Origin of the sequence: Halomonas sp. NO4, assembly GCF_010994375.1 — a bacterium.
Classification (GTDB): Bacteria; Pseudomonadota; Gammaproteobacteria; order Pseudomonadales; family Halomonadaceae; genus Halomonas.
This window is the reverse complement of the sequence record NZ_WHMA01000008.1, coordinates 26442-46166: the sequence shown is the minus strand read 5'-3', so window position 1 is coordinate 46166 and position 19725 is coordinate 26442. Positions and strand designations below refer to the sequence as shown.

General features: G+C 68.8%; 17 protein-coding genes. 12 read left to right on the top strand and 5 right to left on the bottom strand.

What is annotated here, in order from left to right; translation table 11 throughout:
* Positions 1–186 precede the first annotated feature (186 nt).
* The 3 genes from zwf (at position 187) to FEF15_RS08220 (ending at position 3156) form a co-directional block, all read left to right on the top strand.
* Positions 187–1683, top strand: coding sequence for a glucose-6-phosphate dehydrogenase (gene zwf / locus FEF15_RS08230; protein WP_163558676.1), 1497 nt, complete (start codon positions 187–189; stop codon positions 1681–1683).
* A 108-nt stretch (positions 1684–1791) separates the two neighbouring features.
* Positions 1792–2460 (top strand): 6-phosphogluconolactonase, encoded by a 669-nt coding sequence (gene pgl / locus FEF15_RS08225; RefSeq protein WP_163558675.1) that lies wholly within the window; start codon positions 1792–1794, stop codon positions 2458–2460.
* A gap of 33 nt (positions 2461–2493) precedes the next feature.
* A complete protein-coding gene (locus tag FEF15_RS08220) occupies positions 2494–3156 on the top strand; it encodes a bifunctional 4-hydroxy-2-oxoglutarate aldolase/2-dehydro-3-deoxy-phosphogluconate aldolase (RefSeq protein ID WP_163558674.1) in 663 nt (220 codons plus the stop codon).
* A gap of 104 nt (positions 3157–3260) precedes the next feature.
* Here the strand turns inward: FEF15_RS08220 and FEF15_RS08215 are convergent, their stop codons facing one another.
* From FEF15_RS08215 to ptsP, 5 genes are all read right to left on the bottom strand, one after another.
* Complete coding sequence (locus FEF15_RS08215) at positions 3261–3440, bottom strand: hypothetical protein (RefSeq protein WP_163558673.1); 180 nt, start codon at positions 3438–3440, stop codon at positions 3261–3263.
* Between the two features lie 4 nt (positions 3441–3444).
* Entirely contained in the window at positions 3445–5103 is a 1659-nt protein-coding gene (gene pgi / locus FEF15_RS08210) for a glucose-6-phosphate isomerase (protein WP_163558672.1), read from the bottom strand.
* 73 nt (positions 5104–5176) lie between these two features.
* Positions 5177–6937, bottom strand: a complete 1761-nt coding sequence (locus tag FEF15_RS08205) for a PTS fructose-like transporter subunit IIB (protein WP_163558671.1) — start codon at positions 6935–6937, stop codon at positions 5177–5179.
* Positions 6934–7914: a 1-phosphofructokinase gene (gene pfkB / locus FEF15_RS08200; protein WP_163558670.1), complete on the bottom strand. Its 981-nt coding sequence runs from the start codon at positions 7912–7914 to the stop codon at positions 6934–6936. The genes FEF15_RS08205 and pfkB overlap by 4 nt, the downstream gene beginning before the upstream one ends.
* The gene (gene ptsP, locus FEF15_RS08195; protein WP_163558669.1) at positions 7914–10781 is read right to left on the bottom strand and encodes a phosphoenolpyruvate--protein phosphotransferase; all 2868 of its coding nucleotides are present in this window, start codon (positions 10779–10781) and stop codon (positions 7914–7916) included. The genes pfkB and ptsP overlap by 1 nt, the downstream gene beginning before the upstream one ends.
* A 208-nt stretch (positions 10782–10989) precedes the next feature.
* On the opposite strand from ptsP, the gene cra reads away from it, so the two are divergent.
* From cra to FEF15_RS08150, 9 genes are all read left to right on the top strand, one after another.
* Positions 10990–11991, top strand: coding sequence for a catabolite repressor/activator (gene cra / locus FEF15_RS08190; protein ID WP_163558668.1), 1002 nt, complete (start codon positions 10990–10992; stop codon positions 11989–11991).
* Between the two features lie 80 nt (positions 11992–12071).
* The gene (locus FEF15_RS08185) at positions 12072–13022 is read left to right on the top strand and encodes a sugar-binding transcriptional regulator (RefSeq protein WP_240454112.1); all 951 of its coding nucleotides are present in this window, start codon (positions 12072–12074) and stop codon (positions 13020–13022) included.
* 159 nt (positions 13023–13181) lie between these two features.
* Positions 13182–14501: a sugar ABC transporter substrate-binding protein gene (locus FEF15_RS08180; protein ID WP_163558667.1), complete on the top strand. Its 1320-nt coding sequence runs from the start codon at positions 13182–13184 to the stop codon at positions 14499–14501.
* 63 nt (positions 14502–14564) lie between these two features.
* Positions 14565–15455 carry a sugar ABC transporter permease gene (locus tag FEF15_RS08175; RefSeq protein WP_163558666.1) on the top strand — a complete coding sequence of 297 codons (891 nt, stop codon included), beginning with the start codon at positions 14565–14567 and terminating at the stop codon, positions 15453–15455.
* Positions 15456–15470: 15 nt separating this feature from the next.
* Complete coding sequence (locus FEF15_RS08170) at positions 15471–16364, top strand: carbohydrate ABC transporter permease (protein ID WP_163558665.1); 894 nt, start codon at positions 15471–15473, stop codon at positions 16362–16364.
* Between the two features lie 15 nt (positions 16365–16379).
* A complete protein-coding gene (ugpC, locus tag FEF15_RS08165; protein WP_163558664.1) occupies positions 16380–17528 on the top strand; it encodes a sn-glycerol-3-phosphate ABC transporter ATP-binding protein UgpC in 1149 nt (382 codons plus the stop codon).
* A gap of 9 nt (positions 17529–17537) precedes the next feature.
* Positions 17538–18269, top strand: coding sequence for an HAD family hydrolase (locus FEF15_RS08160; protein ID WP_163558663.1), 732 nt, complete (start codon positions 17538–17540; stop codon positions 18267–18269).
* The gene (locus tag FEF15_RS08155; RefSeq protein ID WP_163558662.1) at positions 18266–19054 is read left to right on the top strand and encodes an L-iditol 2-dehydrogenase; all 789 of its coding nucleotides are present in this window, start codon (positions 18266–18268) and stop codon (positions 19052–19054) included. The genes FEF15_RS08160 and FEF15_RS08155 overlap by 4 nt, the downstream gene beginning before the upstream one ends.
* Before the next feature lie 18 nt (positions 19055–19072).
* Entirely contained in the window at positions 19073–19705 is a 633-nt protein-coding gene (locus tag FEF15_RS08150) for a nucleoside triphosphate hydrolase (RefSeq protein ID WP_163558661.1), read from the top strand.
* The last annotated feature ends 20 nt before the right edge of the window (positions 19706–19725 follow it).

Below are 19725 nucleotides of genomic sequence, written 5' to 3'. Positions count from 1 at the left end.
TGGCGCCTGAGAGCACTATTGATGTGGTGATTTTACGACATTTCTCCCGCTATGCTAGCGCGAGGCATCGAGATCGTGCGAACCAGGATCGCAGCAGGGTAAATTTGGAGTAAAATTACAGAAAAGATTGCACTTCGCCCCGCTCGTGGCGTACTTTTTTGGTAAATTAACCAGATGGGAGCCGACATGAACGCAACCACGCGGTCAGCCGAGGAGATTCGCCCCGCCATCGATCTGGCCCTCTTCGGGGCGCTGGGCGATCTGTCGCAGCGCAAGCTCTACCCGGCGCTCTACCACCTGGACCGCGAGGGGTTGCTGTCCGATGCCACGCGCCTGCTGGGGCTGGCGCGCCAGCCGCTGGATGCCGACGGCTTCCGCAAGGAGGTGGAGGCGGCATTGACGACCCACGTCAAGGCCGCCGAGCTCGACCGCCAGGCCCTGGAGCGCTTTCTCGCCCGCCTCGACTATTGCCAGCTCGACTTCACCACCGAGGAAGGCTATGCAGCGATCCGCGAGTGGCGCCAGGAGGGCGCCGAGCGGCCGCTGGTGGTCTACCTGGCGGTGGGGGCGAACCTGTATGGCGATATCTGCCGCCACCTCGAGGCCAGCGGCAGCCTCGATGATCAGAGCCGCGTGGTGGTCGAGAAGCCCATTGGCTACGACCTCGACTCCTCCGCCGAGATCAACGACGCCATCGGCGCGGTCTTTCCCGAGTCGCGGATCTATCGCATCGACCACTACCTGGGCAAGGAGACCGTCCAGAACCTGATCGCGCTGCGTTTCGCCAACCCGCTGTTCGGCACCCAGTGGAACCAGAACCACATCTCGCACGTGGAGATCACCGTGGCCGAGAAAGTGGGCATCGAGGGGCGCTGGGGCTACTTCGACGACGCCGGCCAACTGCGCGACATGGTGCAGAATCACCTGCTGCAGCTGGTCTGCCTGATCGCCATGGATCCCCCGGCCAACCTCGACGCCGACGCCATCCGCGATGAGAAGGTCAAAGTGCTCAAGGCACTGCAGCCGTTCAGCGAGGCGGCCCTGGGGCGCGACGTGGTGCGCGGCCAGTACATCGCCGGTACCATCGACGGGGCCGGCGTGCCCGGCTACCTGGAGGAGGAGGGAGCCAACCGGCACAGCGCCACCGAGACCTTCGTGGCCATGAAGACCGGGGTGGCCAACTGGCGCTGGGCGGGGGTGCCGTTCTACATTCGCACCGGCAAGCGCCTGCCCGAGAAGCTCTCGCAGATCATCATCCACTTCCGCCAGCAGCCGCACTACATCTTCGATCCGGACCAGCGCAACCTGGCCGCCAACAAGCTGGTGATCCGCCTGCAGCCCGACGAGGGCATCGCGCTCGAGGTGCTGACCAAGGACAGCGGCCTCGACAAGGGCATGCGCCTGCGCCGCGGGCCGCTGCACCTGGACTTCAGCAGCGCCTTCCCCAAGACGCGGATTCCCGACGCCTACGAGCGGCTGCTGCTCGAGGTGATGAAGGGGCGCCAGTACCTGTTCGTGCGCCGCGACGAGGTGGAGCACGCCTGGCGCTGGTGCGACAGCCTGATCGCCGCCTGGGAGGATCTCGGCGAGGCGCCGCGGCGCTATCCCGCCGGCTCCTGGGGGCCGGTGGCTTCCATCGCCATGATCACTCAGGATGGCCGCAGCTGGTATGAAGACTATTGAGTATGAAGACCATTGCAGAAGCGCGGCCGGCCCCTGAAGCCGGTGGCGGCTCTTGCAAGGCCGCCATGATCCCCCAGGGTGGCCGCAGCTGGTACGAGGACGACTGACATGAACGCATCCCCCCGCGACAAGCTAGCCAGCCAGCTCGCCGAAGCCGCTGCCGAGGCGCTGCGCACCGACCTGGCCAACGGCGAGCGGGCGCTGCTGGTGGTCTCCGGCGGCTCCACCCCGGTGCCTTTCTTCCAGGCACTCTCCGGGGCCAAGCTGCCCTGGGAGCGCGTCGAGGTGACCCTGGCCGACGAGCGCTGGGTGGCCGAGGACGATGCTCAGAGCAACGCCCGCCTGGTGCGCGAGCACCTGCTGCAGGGCCCGGCCGCGGCGGCGACCTTCGTGCCCTTGACCACGGCCGATGACACCCCCGAGCAGGGGGTTGCCGAGGTGACCGAGCGGCTCGAGCGGCTGGCCTGGCCGGCCAGCCTGGTGGTGCTGGGCATGGGCGGCGACGGCCACACCGCCTCGCTCTTCCCCGACAGCCAGGAGCTGGCGCTGGCGCTCGCCACGGCCGAGGCCGCGGTGGCGGTGCGCACGCCGAGCCAGCCCCAGCCGCGCCTCACCCTGAGCGCCGATCGACTCCATCAGGCGCGGCGTCACGTGCTGCACATCACCGGCGACGACAAGCGCGCCGTGCTGGCACAGGCGCTCGCCGGCGACGACAGTCGCGAGCTGCCCATCCGCGCCTTCCTTTCCTGTCCGCTGGCGGTCTACTGGGCCCCCTGATCGTTACCACCGCCCCTTTCTGGAGTGCTTGCCATGACCATCGAAAAACAGCTGCCATCCACGCGCACCACCGAACTCGACAGCATCTGCCTCAAGGCCGAGGTGATTCCGGTAATTGCCATCGAGCGGGTGGAGGAGGCCGTGCCCCTGGCTCGCGCCCTCTTCGAGGGTGGCCTCTCCGTGCTTGAGGTGACCCTGCGCACCGACTGCGCCCTGGAGGCGATCCGCCGCATCAACGAGGCGCTGCCCCAGGCCAGCATTGGCGTGGGCACCGTGCTCACCCCGGCGCAGTACCGCCAGGCCGAGCAGGTGGGGGCCGACTTCGTGGTGACGCCGGGGACCACCGAGGCGCTCTACCGCTACGGCGTGGGCAGCCCCGTGCCCATGCTGCCCGGCGTGGCCACCGTCTCCGAGCTGATGACCGGTTGGCAGTACGGCTACCGGCGTTTCAAGTTCTTCCCCGCCGAGGCGAGCGGTGGCGTCAAGGCGCTCAAGGCCTTCGCCGGCCCCATTCCCGAGGCGCGCTTCTGCCCCACCGGCGGCATCAACCTCGACAATGCCGATGACTACCTGGCGCTGAAGAACGTCATGTGCGTGGGCGGCTCCTGGCTCACGCCCAAGTCGCTGGTCGCCGCCGAGGACTGGAACGGCATCCGCCAACTGGCCCGCGAGGTGGCCGAGCGCTTCCACCACTGAGTACTGTACCGCGCTTTTCTGCCAGAGCTCCCCTGTGCTCTCTCGACGGCCTGGCCGTCCTTGCACCCGGCCCCCGTGGCCGGGTTTTTTGCCGTGATGCCGGGTCAGAATGCCTTCCACTCCGCCCGGGCATCGCGTGCCGTGCGCTTCGCTGCCTGGCGGCTGGACGGCGACACGTTGGCGTGCACCGAGTAGTGGCCGCCATTCTTGTGGCGGTTCTTGACCAGCCTGACGAGAATCGCCAGTCCTCCGGCGAGCGGGGAGGCACGCTTCCCGCTCGCCATCCGCCTAGGTCCGGGAGCGCGCCTTGCGCGACTTCTCCTTGGCGGCCGGGGGCTCGGCGGCCTCGGTCCGCCCCGCGTCGGGGAAGTGGCCGCGCACCAGTGCCAGCAGCCCCTGGGTGGAGGCATCGAAGTCCTGGCTGTGGGCGTCGATGCGGCTGCTGATCTCGCCGGCGATCTGCTTGCCCAGCTGCACGCCCCACTGGTCGAAGGAGTTGATGTTCCAGATCACCCCCTGCACGAACACCTTGTGCTCGTAGAGCGCGATCAGCGCGCCGAGGTTGCGCGGCGACAGCTCGTCGAGCAGCAGGGTGCTCGACGGGCGGTTGCCCGGGCAGCTGTAGGGGTCGAGCTGGCCGCCCTTCTGGCTGCCCTCCATGAAGGCGTTGGCCTGGGCGAGCATGTTGGTGAGCAGGGCGAAGTGGTGCTCCTCGAAGCCCGGCTCCGGCTTGAGCGAGGCGATGAAGTCGATGGGCACGTAGCGGGTGCCCTGGTGGAGCAGCTGGAAGAAGGCGTGCTGGCCGTTGGAGCCGGTCTGGCCCCACACGATGGGTCCGGTCTTGTAGTCCACCGGGTGGCCGAAGATATCCACCGACTTGCCGTTGGACTCCATGTCGAGCTGCTGCAGGAAGGCGGGCAGCTGATGCAGGGCCTGGTCGTAGGGCACGATGGCGTGGGTCTCGGCGCCGTGGAAATTGATGTACCAGATGCCGATCAGCGCCATCAGCACCGGCATGTTGTCGCGGAAGGGGGCCTTGAGGAAGTGCTGGTCCATCTCGTAGGCGCCCTCGAGCATCTCCATGAAGCCGTCGTAGCCGATGGAGAGCGCAATGGGCAGGCCGATGGAGGACCACATGGAGTAGCGCCCGCCGACCCAGGCCCAGAATTCGAAGACGTTCTCTTCGCGGATGCCGAACTCCATGGCCGCCTTGCTGTTGGTCGAGGCGGCGACGAAGTGCGCCCCCACGTCGGCGTCCTCGCCGGCGTTCTCCAGGAACCAGCGTTTGGCGGTCTTGGCGTTGAGCAGCGTCTCCTGGGTGGAGAAAGTCTTGGTGGAGACGATGAACAGCGTGGTGGCTGGGTCGAGGCGGTTGAGCACCTTCTGGATGTGGGTGCCGTCGACGTTGGAGACGAAGTGGAAGTTGAGGTCGCCGTGGCGATACTTGAGCAGCGCCCGGCTGGCCATATTGGGGCCGAGGTCCGAGCCGCCGATGCCGATGTTGACCACGTCCTTGATCCGCTGGCCGCTATAGCCCTTCCATTCACCGCTGCGCACCGCCTCGGAGAAGCGCTGGATCTGCTCGCGGGTGCGCTGGATCTCCGGCATCACGTCCTTGCCGTCGACCATCAGCGGCCCCTCGCCGAGGGTACGCAGGGCCGTATGCAGCACCGGCCGGTCCTCGGTGACGTTGATGATGTCGCCGGAGAACATCTGCGCACGGCGCTGCACCAGCGCCGAGTGTTCGGCCAGCTCGATCAGGGTGTCGAGCACGGCTTCCGAGACCTGGTGCTTGGAGTAGTCGAGAAAGAGTCCGCCCACGCGCAGGCTCATCTTCTCGAAGCGCTGCGGGTCGGCGGCGAAGTAGTCGGCGATACGGTCGTTCTGGGTTTCGGTGTGCAGACGCTTGAGCGCCTGCCAGGTGACACTGCGAGTGAGGTGGAACATGAGGCGCTCCAGGTAGTGAGTCGGTGAGGTGAACATCACGGGCAGCTCTCGGCCTGCCCGTGATGGTGCGGGCTCAGGCGTTGGCGGTGACCGCCACCGGCGTGGCACTCCGCTTGAGCGCCGCGTAGCCGAGCCCGGTGACCAGAGAGCCGGCGATGATAGCCCCGAGGTAGAGCACCACCGGCGTGATGGCGTTGGGAATCAGCAGCACGAAGATACCACCGTGAGGCGCCATCAGCTGGGCGCCGACCAGCATGGAGAGCGCACCGGTGATGGCCCCGCCCACAATGGACACCGGGATCACCCGCAGCGGGTCCTTGGCCGCAAAGGGGATAGCGCCTTCGGTGATGAAGCAGAAGCCCAGCACGAACGACGCCTTGCCCGCCTCGCGCTCCGGCTCCGAGAACTTGGCCTTGGCGACGAAGCTGGCAATGCCCATGCCGATGGCCGGCACCATGCCCGCGGCCATGATCGCCGCCATGGGGCCGTAGGTCTCGGAGGCGAGCAGGCCCACGCCGAAGGTGTAGGCGGCCTTGTTGACCGGCCCGCCCAGATCGAAGCACATCATCGAGCCGAGCAGGATGCCCAGCAGTACGGCGTTGGCCGAGCCCATGTTCTCGAGAAAGGCGGTCAGGGCAGCCAGCAGGCCGGCCACCGGCTCGCCGATCACATAGATCATGATAAGCCCTGTCACCAAACTCGCCACCAGCGGGATGATCAGGATCGGCTTGAGCGACTCGACGCTCGCTGGCAGCTTGACGTGGGTTGCTACCGCCTTGGCGATATAGCCGGCCAGGAAGCCGGCGAGGATGCCGCCGATGAAGCCGGCACCGATCTCCGAGGCCAGCATGCCGCCGATCATACCCGGCGCGATGCCGGGGCGGTCGGCGATGGAGTAGGCGATGTAGCCGGCGAGCACCGGGATCATCAGCGCAAACGCCGTGCCGCCGCCGATCTGCATCAGCGCCGCGGCGAGCGTGCCTTCCTCCTGGAAGGCCTCGATGCCGAACACGAAGGAGAGGGCGATGAGCAGGCCCCCGGCCACCACCATGGGCAGCATGAAGGAGACCCCCGTGAGCAGGTGCTTGTAGACCCCCTTCTCCTTGACGCTCGTCTTCGCCTGGCCGCCGTCCTGGGCCGCGGCACTGGCGCCCTCCACCTGGGCCTGTTCGAGGGCCGCCTCGATGGTCGGCTTGGGTTTCTTGAGCGCATTGCCGGTGGAGGTGCGGTAGACACGCTTGCCGGCGAAACGGGTGGGGTCGACCTCGATGTCGCAGGCCAGTATCACCACATCGGCCTCGGCAATCTCGTCGTCGGTGAGGGCATCCTGGGCGCCCACCGAGCCCTGGGTCTCCACGCGGATGGCGTGGCCGAGCGCCTTGCCCGCCTCACTCAGTGCCTCGGCGGCCATGAAGGTGTGGGCCACGCCGGTGGGGCAGGCGGTCACGGCGACGATCTTGCGGCCGGCGTCCCGGTGGGCGGCGGCCTGCTGAGTGAGGGGCGTCTCGTCCTCGCTGGGCGGGGTGTACTCGGCCGCCTCGCGGTCGGCGCGCTCGAGGAAGGCCTGCGGGTCGGGCAGCGCCTCGCCGACAGGGGCCTGGAAGAGGCGCTTGCCGGCAAAGCGCTGCGGCGCTGGCACGTGGTCGGCGGCGACCACGACCAGGTCGGCGGCGGCGATCGCCTCGGCGCTGACCGGCGTCAGCGGTTCGAGCTCGCTGTGCATCTCGACCTGGACCTGCCAGCCGAGGCGACCGGCGGCCTGTTCCAGACGGCGCGCGGCGAGGAAGGTGGTGGCCATGCCGCTGGGGCAGGCGGTGATGAGGATGGCGTTCATGCGTAGGCTCCCCCCGCGCTGGCATCGACGTCATTGAGACGCCGCACGCGGGTCTGTTGTTGGAGTTGCGGGAAGTCGGCGGCGCGGGCGTCGCCCACGCCGACATGACGGACGGATTCGGCGGAGAGCGCCGTAGCCAGGCGCAGCGCCTGCTCGGCGGTGTGCCCCGAGAGCACGCCGTGCAGCAGCGCGGCGAGGAGGGTGTCGCCGGCGCCCACCGTGCTCACCACGGCGAGGCGCGGCGGCACGGCCTGCCAGGCGCCGCGGCGGCTCACCCAGAGCACGCCCTCGGGGCCGGCGGAGAGCAGCGCCTCCTCGACGCCCCCGGCGTAGAGGCGCAGGGCCGCCTTGAGGCGCGCCTCGGCGCTGGCCAGGTCCTGGCCGGCCCAGGCGGCCAGCTCGTGCTCGTTGGGCTTGACCGCGGTGGGGTGCGCGGCGATGGCGGCGGTGAGCGCCTCGCCGCTGGTGTCGACCCACACCGGCAGCCCGGCGCCGCGCAGGCGGTTGACCAGGCCGGCGAGGTGGTCCGGGGTCACTCCCGGCGGCAGGCTGCCGGCGATCACCACGGCGTCGGGGCGGCGGTGCGCGTCGGCCAGGCGCGTGTCGAGGCCGTCGAGCAGGCGCTGCCAGGCAGCCTCACCGATGGTGGCGCCGGGGCCGTTGATGTCGGTGACCCGGCCATCGGCCTCGGCCAGTTTGGCATTGATGCGCGTCTCGCCGGGCACGCGCAGGAAGGCGTCCTCCACGCCCAGGGCCTCGAAGGCGCGCAGGAAGGGGCCGTCGTTGTCGGTGCCGAGAAAACCCGACACCGTGACGTCGTGGCCCAGCGCCACCAGCACCCGGGCCACGTTGACGCCCTTGCCGGCGGCGGCGAGGTGGGTCTCGCGGGTGCGGTTGACTGCGCCGGGCTCGAGGCGCTCGAGGCCAATGGAGAGATCCAGCGCCGGGTTGAGAGTGAGGGTCAGTACGCGGGCCATCAGCGCACCTCCAGGGCGTCGTGAACCGCCTCGCTGGTGGGTTGGGCGAGCGCCAGTTCGGCCTGGGCGCGCGCCTCCGTCAGGTCGAATTCGGCGAGGCGCGCCTTGACCAGCGGCACCTGGCGGGCACTCACCGACAGTTCGTCGACGCCAAGGCCCACCAGCACCGGCACGGCGGTGGCGTCACTGGCCAGCTCGCCGCACACCCCGACCCACTTGCCCTGGGCGTGGGCGGCGGCCACGGTCATCTCGATCAGCTTGAGCACCGCCGGGTGCAGGCCGTCGGCCTGGGCGGAGAGCTCGGGGTGGTCGCGGTCGATGGCCAGGGTGTACTGGGTCAGGTCGTTGGTACCCACCGAGAAGAAGTCCGCCTCGGCGGCCAGGCTCGGCGCCAGCAGGGCGCAGGAGGGCACCTCGATCATCACCCCGAGCTGCAGGTTGCTGGCACGCTGTTCGGCGGGGATCTCGGCGAGCAGGCGGTCGACGATCTCGCGGGCGGCGCGGAATTCGGCGACGTCCTTGACCATCGGCAGCATGATGCGCAGCGGCTTGCCGACAGCGGCCAGCAGCAGGGCGCGCAGCTGGGTCTCGAGTACCTCGGGGCGGGTCAGCGTCAGGCGGATGCCGCGCAGGCCGAGGAAGGGATTGGCCTCCTGGGGCACCGGCCAGTAGGGCAGCGGCTTGTCGCCGCCCACGTCCAGGGTGCGCGCCACCAGGGGGCGGCCGTCCAGGGCGTCGAGGGCCTCGCGGTACTCGGCGATCTGGGTGTCGAGGTCGGGCAGCTTGGCGTGGGCCATGAACAGAAATTCGGTGCGCAGCAGCCCCACCCCCTCGGCGCCGCGTTCCACGGCGTCCAGGGCATGTGCCGTGTTGCCCAGGTTGGCGGCCACCTCGACGCGGTGGCCGTCGCGGGTGCGCGCCTCGCCGAAGCGTGCTTCCCAGGCCTCGGCCTCGCGACGCTCGCGCTCGGCCAGACGCTGCTCGGCGGCCTCGCGCCGCTCGGCGGAGGGGCTCGGCGTGATGCGCCCGCGCTCGCCGTCGAGGATCAGTTCGGTGCCGTCGGTCAGGGTCATCACTCGCGCCCCGGCGCCCACCACGGCGGGGATGCCCAGCGCCCGGGCGAGAATCGCGCTGTGGGCGGTGGCGCCGCCGCGGGCGGTGAGCAGGCCGCGCACGCGGCGGGTATCGAGGCGGGCCACGTCGGAGGGGCCGATGTCGTCGGTGACCAGGATGTAGGGGTGATCCGGCGGGTCGGGCAGCTTGACGTCGCACAGGATGCCCAGCACGCGGCGCCCCACGTCGCGCAGGTCGGCGGCGCGCTCGGCGAGCAAGGGGTCGGCGAGCCTCGCCTGGGCGCGGGCGGCCGTGTCGATGGCCTCCCACCAGCCGGCCTCGGCGGAGCGGCCTTCCTGGATGCCCTCGCGGGCGGCCTGATACAGCTCGGGGTCTTCCAGCATCTCCTCGTGCATGGCCAGTATCTGCGCCACCTCGCCGCCGCGGGCCTCGCGCACCAGCGCCTCGAGCTGTTCGGCCCCCTCGCGGATCGCCGCCTCCAGGCGGCGCGTCTCGGCGGCGGGGTCGTCGGCCCGCTCTGGATAGTCGAAGCGCGGCGTGGTGAACACGAAGGCCGGCGCGATGGCGAGCCCCGGCGAGGCGGCGATACCCGGATGGGGCGCGTCGGCGGGCAGCGGCTCGGGGGGCGGGGTGTCGTCCTCGCGCGGGGCGACGTGCTCGCGGCTCTCGTCGAAGGGCCGCACCGACTCGCCGAGGCCGCCCTCGACGGCCTGGCACACGGCGGCGAGCGCCGCCTCGGCGCCGTCGCCTTCGGCGGAGAAGGCGAGCTGCTGGCCGCGCCGGGCGCCGAGGTTGATCACCTTGGTGAGGCTGGCCGCCGACACCGCCTGCCCGCCGCCCTCGGCGAGTCGCACGCGGACGGGCACGGCCTGCTCACGGGCCACCTGCACCAACTGCTTGGCGGGGCGGGCGTGCAGGCCGTGGGCGTTGAGCACCCGGGCCAGCCGGGTGTGGGCGGTGGCCGACTCGCCGGCGAGCCGTGCCAGCACGGTGGCGGCGTCGGCGCCGCGCAGGCTCTCGCCGGCGTCGCTATCCAGCAGGGCCAGGAGGCGCTCGAGCAGGCCCCGATGGGCCTCGCCGTCGGCGGCGAGGCTGAACACCCCGGTGACTGCCTCGTCCGCCTCGCGCAGTGCCGTCTCGGGGGTGGCCAGGGCGAGCGCCGGCGCCTCGACGCCGCGGTGGCTGGAGGCCAGCCACAAGCCCTGGCCCAGGCGCACTGGGGCGTGCTCGGCCAGGGCGGCAACGAAGTCGCTGCCCACGCAGCCGAGCTGGCGCAGGCGAGCGGCACCGGCCAGGGCCAGCTCGCGGATGTCGCGGGCGGGAAACCCCAGGCAGAGGGTGTCGGCGTCCAGGCGCGCCTCGACCACCGCTTTGGAGAGCAGGGTGGCGATCTCCTCGGTGGACTCGGCCGCGGCCAGGCGCTCGGCGACGTTCTCGTCGTCGAGCACGTGGGTGAGCTGGCGCAGGATGCCCAGGTGTTCGTCACTCTGGGCGGCGATGCTCACCAGGACGTGAACGCGGTTGCCGTCGTGCCACTCCACGCCGGCCGGGAACTGCAGCACCCGGATGCCGGTGGCGCGCACCTGGGTGCGGCTATCGGCGGTGCCGTGGGGGATGGCGATGCCGCTGCCGAGAAAGGTGGAAGACTGTGCCTCGCGGGCGAAGAGGCCGTCGCGGTAGGCGGGGGTCACCAGTTCGGCGGCATGCAGCGACTCGGCGGCCTGCTCCAGGGCGGCGCGCCAGTCCGCGGCCTGGCAGTCGAGGCGGATGTCTTCCGGGCTTAGGGTCAGCATGGGACTCTCCTTCCAGCCGGCACGCCATGGGGTGCGTTGAGTGTCGGCAATGGCGGTTATTTACGGTAAGCTGAATCGTGTCACCAGCGATGATTTTCATGCTGGATCGATTCATGCCGTTTGGCAAGGTGAGCTATCTTAGACTTTGGCAGGGGGTAGAGATGCCGGTGCGTCGCGTAGACTGGGCCCAGCTGCAACGAGGACAACCATGACACTCGCCGAAATCGCGCGCCTGGCCGGCGTGTCGCGCACCACGGCCAGCTACGTCATCAACGGCAAGGCCGAGGAGCGGCGCATCAGCCCCGATACCGTGGCGCGGGTGATGGGCGTGGTGCGCGAGCACCGCTACCGGGTGGATGCCCAGGCGGCGGCACTGCGCCGCGGCACGAGCCGCACCCTGGGGCTGATCGTTCCCGACCTGGAGAACGTCAGCTACGCGCGGCTGGCCAAGCGCCTGGAGCGCGGCGCCCGCGAGCAGGGCTACCAGGTGTTGATCGTGGGCTCCGACGACCAGGCCGACGCGGAGCGCGATCTGGCCCTGTCACTGCGCGCCCAGCGCTGCGAGGTGCTGATCACGGCGAGCTGCCTGCCCCAGGACGCCCGCTTCTATCGCGAGCTGATGGCCGACGGCCTGCCGGTCATCGCCGTGGACCGCGGCTTCGACCCGGCGCATTTCGCCAGCGTGGTGAGCAACGACCGGGAAGCCGCGGAACGGCTGACCCGCTCGGTGCTCGACGAACGGGTCGAGAGCGTGGCCTGGCTCGACGCTGTGCCGGCGCTCTCCATCACCGGCGAACGGCGTGCCGGCTTCGAGCAGGCCCTGGCGGGGCGCGGGGTGCGCCCGATCACGCTCTGTGCCGAGCGCTACGACCGCGCCGAGGGGGCGCAGCAGATGCGCGAGCTGATCGACCGTCACGGCCTGCCGGATGCGCTGGTTACCGCCTCCTACACGCTGCTCGACGGCGTCTTCGACATCCTGCTGGAAGAGGGCGGCCTGCCGCCCTCGCTGCGCCTGGCCACCTTCGGCGACAGCCGCCTGCTCGACTTCCTGCCGCTGCCGATCAACTCCGCCGTGCAGGATCACGAGCGCATGGCGGCGGCGGCGCTGACCGCGGCACTCGCCGCCACCCGCGGCGACTATCGCATCGGCCAGCAGGTGATCCCGCGCACCCTGCGCTGGCGGCTGCCGGAGCGGTTGGTGGTGGAGTAGGCCTGTGACAGCCGTTGTGCGATGAGGGCGGGCTTGCGATCATTCCCGGCACTTCTGGCTGGCTTGAGGTGGCGCGAATCATGGACAAGTTCGAGAGAAAGCTGGATCAGGCCGCTCGGGCGGCTTGGCTCTCCTATGTCGGCGGGCGCACCCAGGACGAGATCGCCACCCAGCTCGGGGTGTCGCGGCCGGGGGTGCAGCGCTTGCTCGCCCTGGCGCGTCAGGAGGGGCTGGTCAAAGTGCATATCGACCATCCCCTCGCGGCCTGCATGGCCATGGGCAGTGCGATTCGCGAACGCTTCGGGCTGGACTTCTGCGACGTGGTGCCGGCCGATTCCGAGGCGCACGATGGCAGCGCTCACTACCTGGCGGTGGCCGCTGCCGAGCGGCTCTCCCGCTATCTGGAACGCACCGAGCCGCTGACCCTGTCGCTGGGCACCGGGCGCTCGGTGCGCGCCATGGTCGAGGCGCTGAGCCGCCTCGACCGACCCCAGCATCGCTTCGTCTCGCTGGTCGGCAACGTGGCCCGCGATGGCTCCGCGAACCGTTACGACGGGGTCATGGTGCTGGCCGACAAGACCGGTGGTGAGCGCTTCCTGCTGCCGGCACCGGTTGTGGCCGGCTCGGTGGAAGAGAAGGAGGCGATGCTCCATCAGCGACTTTTCCAGGCCATTGCCGAGGTCGCCAAGGAGGCCGAGGCCGCCTTCATCGGCGTGGGGCGCATCGACCGCCAGGCGACCCTTTTCCAGGACCACTTCATTAGCGAGGCGGAACTCGATGAGCTGCTTTCTCGTCAGGCGGTGGGGGAGTTGCTGGGTTGGCCGTTGAATCAGAACGGCGAAGTGATCGACTGTTCCATCACCCGCCGAGTGACCAGCCTGCCGCTGGAACTGTTTCGCGATCAGCCGCTCGTCGCCCTGGCCGGCGGCCGCGAGAAGGCTCCCGCCATTCTGGCGGCCTTGCGTGGTGGCTGGTTGAAGGGGCTGATCACTGACGAGGCCGCAGCCCGCCGGATCACCGAGTCGCTCTGATGCGGTGCATCATTCGAAGCGGCTGATTTCTGCGGCCAAAGTCTAAGGGGCAAGGTTTTGCTTTTTTTGGGGGCGTGTTCGATCATTTGATTGGACTATGATCAAAATGATCAAATCCAGTTCGACACACAACAACACGAGTCCCGAGAGGAGCCCATCATGAAGCTCACCCGAGCCCTGCCGCTGGCCACCCTGACGGCGGCCGTCGCCGCCGCCTCCCAGGCCCAGGCACAGACCGAGATTACCGTTGCCACGGTCAACAACAACGACATGGTGATCATGCAGAGCCTCACCGAGGAGTTCGAGGCGGCCCACCCTGATGTCGAGCTCGACTGGGTGGTGCTGGAGGAGAACGTGCTGCGCCAGCGGCTGACCACCGATGTCGCCACCGGCGGTGGCCAGTTCGACGTCATGACCATCGGCACCTATGAGGTACCCATCTGGGCCGAGCGCGGCTGGCTGACCCCCCTCGACGACCTGCCGGAGGCGTATGACGTCGACGACCTGCTGCAGTCGGTCCGTGACGGCCTCTCCCATGACGGTACCCTGCATGCGCTACCGTTCTACGGCGAGAGCTCGATGATGTACTACCGCCAGGACCTGTTCGACGCCGCAGGCATCGAGGTCCCCGAGCAGCCCAGCTGGGAAGAAGTACGCGACTGGGCCGGCCAGCTCCATGATCCCGGAAACGAGACCTATGGCATCTGCCTGCGCGGCAAGCCGGGTTGGGGCGAGAACATGGCCTTCGTCTCGACCCTGGTGAACACCTTCGGCGGTCGCTGGTTCGACGAGGAGTGGAACCCCGAGCTCGACTCCCCCGCCTGGCAGGAGGCGATTTCCTTCTACGTCGACCTGCTGGACAACTACGGCCCGCCGGGCGCCAGCTCCAACGGCTTCAATGAGAACCTGGCACTGTTCTCCCGCGGCAACTGCGCCATGTGGGTCGACGCCACCTCGGCGGCCGGCAAGCTCTACGACCCGGACGAATCCGAGGTCGCCAACCGGCTGGGCTTCGCCCCGGCGCCGGTGGCCGAGACGCCCAAGGGCTCCCACTGGCTGTGGTCCTGGGCGCTGGGCATCCCGGCCACCTCGGAGAAGAAGGAAGCGGCGGAGACCTTCATCACCTGGGCCACTTCCAAGGAGTACATCGAACTGGTCGGGGAGACCCAGGGCTGGACCAGCGTGCCGCCGGGCACCCGCGAATCCACCTACGCCAACGAGAACTACCAGCAGGCGGCGCCCTTCGCCGACTTCGTGCTGGAGGCGATCCGGGGTGCCGATCCCACCGATTCGACCCTGGAGCCCAGCCCCTACATCGGCGTGCAGTTCGTGGGCATTCCCGAGTTCCAGTCGATCGGCACCCAGGTCGGCCAGACCGTTGCCTCGGCGTTGACCGGTGACGTCACGGTGGAGCAGGCGCTGCAGACCGCACAGCGTGCCACCGAGCGCACCATGCAGCGTGCCGGCTACCTGGATTGATCCCTCGCGTCGGCCGGGGACACCCCGGCCGGCACAATCCCTCCCATCCCAATGGGCCAGATCATGACCAAGACACGAGCCGCCGGGCGCACCGTCGGGGGCCTTCGTACCCTGTCGCTGCAGGCGCCCGCCGTTACCCTGCTGTTTCTCTGGATGATCGTGCCGCTGGCGATGACCGTCTGGTTCTCGCTGCAGCGCTACAACCTGCTGATGCCGGAGATGACCGGCTTCGCCGGGCTGGAAAACTATCGCTACCTGTTCACCGATCCGGCGCTGTGGACGGCGATGGGCAATACGCTGCTGCTGGTCGGGGCGGTGCTGGCGATCACCGTGGTCGGCGGCACCCTGCTGGCGGTGCTCTTCCAGCAGGAGTTCCCCGGGCGCGGCGTGGCGCGGGTGCTGGCCATCTCGCCGTTCTTCGTCATGCCCACGGTGAGCGCCCTGGTGTGGAAGAACATGATGATGCACCCCTCCAACGGCGTGCTCTCCTGGGTGGCCGAATCCTTCGGCCTGCCCGCCGTGGACTGGTTCTCGTCGCTGCCGTTGACCTCGATCATCATCATCGTCGCCTGGCAGTGGCTGCCCTTCGCGCTGCTGATCCTGCTCACCGCCATCCAGTCGCTGGACGACGACCAGGTCGAGGCGGCGCGCATGGATGGCGCCGGGCCGGTGGCGATCTTCTTCTTCATCACCCTGCCGCACCTCAAGCGGGCGATCAGCGTGGTGATCATGATCGAGATGATCTTCCTGCTGACCATCTTCGCCGAGATCTTCGTCACCACCTCCGGCGGCCCGGGGCTGGCCACCACCAACCTGGCCTTCCTGATCTATATCCAGGCCTTGCTCGACTTCGACGTGGGCATGGCTTCCGCGGGCGGGGTGATCGCCATCATCCTCGCCAACATCGTTGCGATATTCCTGGTCCGCATGGTGGCCAAGAACCTGGAAAGCTAGCGCCGGAGGCTTCTCATGACCACTGTCAAGACCAAGACCCTCGCCGGCGACGGACAGGCACCGGCCGTCTCGGTACTTCGCACCTCGCCGATGCGCTCGGCACGGACCCGCCGGCTGGGGCTGACGGTGCTGGGCTGGGCGATCGCCTGCCTGATCTTCTTCCCGATCTTCTGGATGGTGCTGACCGGCTTCAAGACCGAGTCGGCAGCCATCGCCGACCCCAGCCTGATCTTCTCACCGACCCTGGAGAGCTACATTGAGGTACAGGCACGTGCGGACTACTTCAAGTTCGCCCTTAACAGCGTAGTAGTGGCCTTCGGCTCGACGCTCGCGGCGCTGCTGATCGCCATCCCCGCGGCCTATTCCATGGCCTTCCTACCCACCAAGCGGACCAAGGGCACCCTGCTGTGGATGCTCTCCACCAAGATGCTGCCGCCGGTGGGCGTGCTGGTGCCGATCTATCTACTGTTCCGTGATTTTGGACTGCTCGATACCCGCACCGGCCTGGTCATCGTCTATACGCTGATGAACCTGCCGATCGTGGTATGGATGCTCTACACCTTCTTCAAGGACCTGCCCAAGGACATTCTCGAGGCGGGCCGCATGGACGGCGCCAGCACCCTCCAGGAGGTGATGTTCCTGCTGCTGCCGCTGACCCTGCCGGGCATCGCTTCCACCGGGCTACTGTCGGTGATCCTCAGCTGGAACGAGGCCTTCTGGAGTCTCAACCTCACCTCATCGAATGCGGCCCCCCTGACCGCTTACATCGCCTCCTTCTCGAGCCCCGAGGGCCTGTTCTGGGCCAAGCTCTCCGCCGCCTCGACCATGGCCATCGCGCCCATCCTGGTCTTCGGCTGGCTGACCCAAAAACAGATGGTTCGCGGCCTCACCTTCGGCGCCGTCAAGTAATTCGGGAGTCCCAACATGGCAACGTTACAACTCAATCAGGTCACCAAGAGCTTCGACGACACCCACGTCATCAAGGGCGTCGACCTGGAGGTCAACGACAAGGAGTTCGTGGTCTTCGTCGGCCCCTCCGGCTGCGGCAAGTCGACCCTGCTGCGCATGATCGCCGGCCTGGAGAGCGCTACCTCCGGCGACATCCTGATCGATGGCACGCGCATGAACGAGGTCGGTCCCGCCGATCGCGGCCTGGCCATGGTGTTCCAGAGCTATGCGCTCTACCCGCACATGACCGTCGAGGACAACATGGGCTTCAGCCTGCGCCTGGCCGGCGTCGGCAAGGAGGCACGCCGCGAGAAGGTGCGCGAGGCGGCGCGCATCCTGCAGCTCGAGCCGCTGCTCGACCGCAAGCCCAAGGCGCTCTCCGGCGGGCAGCGCCAACGCGTGGCCATCGGCCGGGCCATCGTGCGCAATCCCAGCATCTTCCTGTTCGACGAGCCGCTCTCCAACCTGGATGCGGCGTTGCGGGTGCAGATGCGCATCGAGCTGGCGCGCCTCCACGAGGAGCTCGACGCCACCATGATCTACGTCACCCACGACCAGATCGAGGCCATGACCATGGCCGACAAGATCGTGGTGCTGCAGGGCGGCGTGGTGGAGCAGGTCGGCTCGCCTATGGAGCTCTACCACCATCCCCGCAACCGCTTCGTGGCCGGCTTCATCGGCTCGCCGAAGATGAACTTCCTGCCCGTCGAGGTGGTGGAGGCCGATGCCGAGGGGATCAGCGTGCGCCTGCCGGGCGGCGGCGTCACCAAGGTGCCGGTGGAGGGCCAGGACCAGCGTCCCGGTACGGCGCTGGAGCTGGGCATCCGCCCCGAGCACCTGGTGCTCGACGATGACCAGGGACCGCTGTCCGGCGATATCCAGGTTCTCGAGCGCCTGGGGGGCCAGACCTCGCTGTACGTCCAGATGGACGACGCCATGGTGACCATCATGGCCGACGGCGACGTCGCCCATCGCGTGCATGACAAGGTGCGCTTCGGCTTCGAGTCCGGCCGCGCCCATCTCTTCGACAGCGATGGCCTGGCCCTTCCCAGCCTCGAGCTGCACCCGCTGGCCGGCCTGCGTCGTCAGGACAACCGCGCCGCCACCGACGTCAACGGCGCCTGAGGGGACCCCATGGAGACCCTGATCTTCGACTGCGACGGCGTACTGGTGGACAGCGAGGCGATCGCCGAGGCGACCCTGGTGGAGCTGCTCGGCGAGTGGCTGCCGGACCTGGACGCCGACACCGTGCTCAGCCAGGCGCTGGGCATGACCACCGCCAATATCCTGCGCCACCTGGAGGGCCTGAGCGCGCATCGTTTGCCGCCGGCGGCCACCGACCTGGTGGACGACACCATCGAGGCGCGGCTGGCCCGGGAGCTCCAGGCGATGCCGGGGGTGACCACGGCCATCGATGCCATCGACCTGCCCAAGGCGGTGGTCTCCAACAGCCGGCGCCGGCGGGTGCTGGCCTCGCTTTCCACCACCGGGCTCGCTGCCCGCCTAGATGGGGCGCCGGTGTTCACCGCCGAGCAGGTGGATCGCCCCAAGCCGGATCCCGCCCTCTACCGCCTGGCCGCCGAGACATTGGGCACTACGCCGACGCACTGCCTGGTGGTGGAGGACAGCGTCTCCGGGGTCACCGCCGCTCACGGCGCGGGGATGACGGTGATCGGCTTCACCGGCGCGAGCCACGTGCAGCCGGGGCAGGCTGAGCGCCTGCGCAAAGCCGGGGCCTGGCAGGTGCTGACCCACATGAGCGGGTTGGCCGAGCTGGTTCAGCAGTGGCGAGGTGACCATCGGCGGGGAGGGGGGCCTGATCCCTTGCACACCCAAGACACCTCACAGGAGGACAAGACACTATGAAGCTCCAAGACAAGGTTGCCGTCGTGACCGGTGGCGCCCGCGGCATCGGCCTGGCCATCTCTCGAGCCTATGTGGAGGAGGGCGCCTCGGTGGTCATCGCCGACATCGACCAGGGCGCCATCGACGAGGCCCTGACCACCCTGCAGGGCGAGGGCCACCCCGCCCAGCGGCTGATGGGCGTGCGTCTGGACGTCTGCGACCGCCAGGCCATCGACGCCATGGTGGCGAGCGTCACCGAGCGCTTCGGCGGCATCGACATCCTGGTCAACAACGCCGCCGTCTTCGACATGGCGCCGGTGCTGGAGGTGACCGAGGCGAGCTACGACAAGCAGTTCGCCGTCAACGTCAAGGGGCTCTTCTTCACCCTCCAGGCGGTGGCCAAGGCGATGGTGGACCGTGGCAAGGGAGGGAGGATCATCAATATGGCCTCCCAGGCCGGCCGCCGTGGCGAACCACTGGTCAGCGTCTATTGTGCCACCAAGGCGGCGGTGATCAGCCTGACCCAGTCCTGCGCCCTCGACCTGATCCAGTACGGCATCCGCGTCAACGGCATTGCCCCGGGGGTGGTGGAGACCCCCATGTGGGAAGAAGTGGACGCCCTCTTCGCCCGTTACGAGGGCCGGCCCCTTGGCGAGAAGAAGCGCCTGGTGGGCGAGGCGGTGCCCTACGGTCGGATGGGCCGGCCTGCGGACTACGCCGGCCCGGCGGTCTTTCTGGCCAGCGACGACAGCGAATACGTGCTCGCCCAGACATTGAACGTCGATGGCGGCAACTGGATGAGCTGACCGCCGGGAGACACCACTATGACGCCCAATATCCATGGCGTGGCAGAGCGGGTGCTGGCGGCGGCGGATGATCGCCGACGCTTCATCGTGGCCCTGGCGGGGCCGCCCGCCGCCGGCAAGTCCTTCCTCTCGGGCTGGCTGTGCCGCGAACTCAACGCCCGCCATGCCGGCTGCGCCGCGGTGGTGCCGATGGATGGCTACCACTACGACAACGCCGTGCTCGAGCCCCTGGGACTGGTGCCCGTGAAGGGGGCGCCGGAGACCTTCGACTGCGATGGGCTCAAACACGACCTGGGGCGTATCCGCCGTGCCGATGCCACGGTGGCGGTGCCGGTGTTCGACCGGCCCCTGGACCTGGCGAGGGCTGGCGGCCGCTTGATCACTGTCGATCATCGCATCGTCATCGTCGAGGGCAACTACCTGCTGCTCGACGAGGGGCCCTGGCCGGCCCTGCGCCCCCTGTTCGATATGACGCTGTTCCTCGAGGTGCCCGACGAGCTGCTCGAAGCGCGCCTCATCCAGCGTTGGCGGGAGATGGGGCAGGACCAGACCGGTGCCCTCGAGCGCACTCGCCACAAGGACATGTTGAACGCCCGCCTCATCAAAGCGGCCTCGGTGGCCGCCGACCTGCACTGGACCGCGAGCGATTGAGCCCCATTCCCTCACGCGAC

Excerpts from the sequence above, each read along its gene's own strand:
- ugpC (WP_163558664.1), top strand. The coding sequence starts at position 16,380 with ATGGCAACGTTACAACTCAATCAGGTCACCAAGAGCTTCGACGACACC.
- FEF15_RS08155 (WP_163558662.1), top strand. The coding sequence starts at position 18,266 with ATGAAGCTCCAAGACAAGGTTGCCGTCGTGACCGGTGGCGCCCGCGGC.
- FEF15_RS08170 (WP_163558665.1), top strand. The coding sequence starts at position 15,471 with ATGACCACTGTCAAGACCAAGACCCTCGCCGGCGACGGACAGGCACCG.
- pgl (WP_163558675.1), top strand. The coding sequence starts at position 1,792 with ATGAACGCATCCCCCCGCGACAAGCTAGCCAGCCAGCTCGCCGAAGCC.
- FEF15_RS08205 (WP_163558671.1), bottom strand. The coding sequence starts at position 6,937 with ATGAACGCCATCCTCATCACCGCCTGCCCCAGCGGCATGGCCACCACC.
- FEF15_RS08185 (WP_240454112.1), top strand. The coding sequence starts at position 12,072 with ATGGACAAGTTCGAGAGAAAGCTGGATCAGGCCGCTCGGGCGGCTTGG.
- FEF15_RS08160 (WP_163558663.1), top strand. The coding sequence starts at position 17,538 with ATGGAGACCCTGATCTTCGACTGCGACGGCGTACTGGTGGACAGCGAG.
- FEF15_RS08150 (WP_163558661.1), top strand. The coding sequence starts at position 19,073 with ATGACGCCCAATATCCATGGCGTGGCAGAGCGGGTGCTGGCGGCGGCG.
- FEF15_RS08220 (WP_163558674.1), top strand. The coding sequence starts at position 2,494 with ATGACCATCGAAAAACAGCTGCCATCCACGCGCACCACCGAACTCGAC.
- pgi (WP_163558672.1), bottom strand. The coding sequence starts at position 5,103 with ATGTTCCACCTCACTCGCAGTGTCACCTGGCAGGCGCTCAAGCGTCTG.
- FEF15_RS08175 (WP_163558666.1), top strand. The coding sequence starts at position 14,565 with ATGACCAAGACACGAGCCGCCGGGCGCACCGTCGGGGGCCTTCGTACC.
- pfkB (WP_163558670.1), bottom strand. The coding sequence starts at position 7,914 with ATGGCCCGCGTACTGACCCTCACTCTCAACCCGGCGCTGGATCTCTCC.
- ptsP (WP_163558669.1), bottom strand. The coding sequence starts at position 10,781 with ATGCTGACCCTAAGCCCGGAAGACATCCGCCTCGACTGCCAGGCCGCG.
- FEF15_RS08215 (WP_163558673.1), bottom strand. The coding sequence starts at position 3,440 with ATGGCGAGCGGGAAGCGTGCCTCCCCGCTCGCCGGAGGACTGGCGATT.
- zwf (WP_163558676.1), top strand. The coding sequence starts at position 187 with ATGAACGCAACCACGCGGTCAGCCGAGGAGATTCGCCCCGCCATCGAT.
- FEF15_RS08180 (WP_163558667.1), top strand. The coding sequence starts at position 13,182 with ATGAAGCTCACCCGAGCCCTGCCGCTGGCCACCCTGACGGCGGCCGTC.
- cra (WP_163558668.1), top strand. The coding sequence starts at position 10,990 with ATGACACTCGCCGAAATCGCGCGCCTGGCCGGCGTGTCGCGCACCACG.